The 1248-nt window shown below is 46.0% G+C and carries 2 protein-coding genes; one reads left to right on the top strand and one right to left on the bottom strand.

Translation table 11 applies throughout. The features are described from left to right. Positions 1–560: ferric reductase-like transmembrane domain-containing protein (locus R7E00_RS23980; protein WP_318124757.1), on the bottom strand; the 560-nt coding region annotated here is incomplete at its 3' end. Between the two features lie 242 nt (positions 561–802). Here R7E00_RS23980 and R7E00_RS23975 point away from each other — a divergent pair. Beyond that, the coding region (locus R7E00_RS23975) for a serine hydrolase (protein WP_318124755.1) at positions 803–1248 on the top strand (446 nt) is incomplete at its 3' end.

The following is a 1248-nucleotide window of genomic DNA, read 5'->3' as shown; positions in this document are numbered from 1 at the left end:
AGCAAAACGGAGTGAACAGCAATCATCAAATACACAACAGCCATTAAACGATGCGACAACTTAAATGGCTTGTATTTAACAACCGTCCACAATGACACCACGAGCAATGCTAAGAGCAGGTAAAAACCCCACTCCCCCAAACCAAGCCCCACATCGCGCAACTCTTTGACCCAGAGTTCTAAACCGACAAAGTTGTTCCCAGAAGGCCCAACCCCGGTGTGTTTGATTGGTTTTTCGAGCACTCCTGCCGACACTAGCCATTTTGGCACTTTATACGTCAACCAATGCACGACTCCGAGGCTAACCCCCGCAATGCCGAGCCATTTATGCACACGATAGGCCTTATCCATCCCGTGAACCCATTGCTCGATCACAGGTAAGCGCAGCGCCAACACCATCGCAATAGACATCAAAGCTAACGACAAAACACCAGAATATTGAATAAGCGCGGAGCGCCATTGGAAGAATTGGATCGAGGACAGCAGTTGCGGTTCACTCATCCACCACAACACAGACACGGCGGCAATTATCATCCATACAAAATTTCGTACAGTTTTCATGAACATCACTCTCAAATTGACGACAACTCTAGTTTAGTTTTTCTAGCGTAATGCAACGTCAATATTCGTAAAGTTGAGTAAACCCACAATATACCTAAGGTCAATAACAAACTTGGAGGTATTACGCAGAATCCTACAGAAAATCGACAGGGATTTAACAGTGGTTAGAGTATTCACTCGTTATAGTTTGCTTAACATCGCCAGAGTGCGAATCAAAACCAAAAGAACGAAGAACACCACGCATGAAAAAGTTATTCCTGTTGGTTGGGCTGATGGTTTGCTCAACTGTTAGTTACGCCTCCAAATTAAACGAAGACATCTCCCTCATCGAGAAACAAACATCTGGGCGAATTGGAGTGTCAGTCTGGGATACACAAACGGACGAGCGTTGGGATTATCGCGGAGACGAACGTTTCCCATTAATGAGCACATTCAAAACGTTAGCGTGTGCCACCATGCTAAGCGACATGGACAGCGGCAAACTCAACAAAAATGCCACAGCGAAAATCGATGAACGCAATATTGTGGTTTGGTCTCCGGTGATGGATAAACTGGCTGGACAAAGCACACGCATCGAACACGCTTGTGAAGCCGCCATGTTGATGAGCGACAACACCGCCGCGAACTTAGTGCTAAATGAAATTGGTGGTCCTAAAGCGGTCACGTTGTTTTTGCGATCTATTGGCGA

Origin of the sequence: Vibrio sp. Vb1755 (genome assembly GCF_033338635.1) — a bacterium.
Classification (GTDB): Bacteria; Pseudomonadota; Gammaproteobacteria; order Enterobacterales; family Vibrionaceae; genus Vibrio; species Vibrio alginolyticus.
The sequence above is the reverse complement of the archived record's forward strand: the minus strand, read 5'-3'. Positions and strand labels throughout refer to the sequence as shown.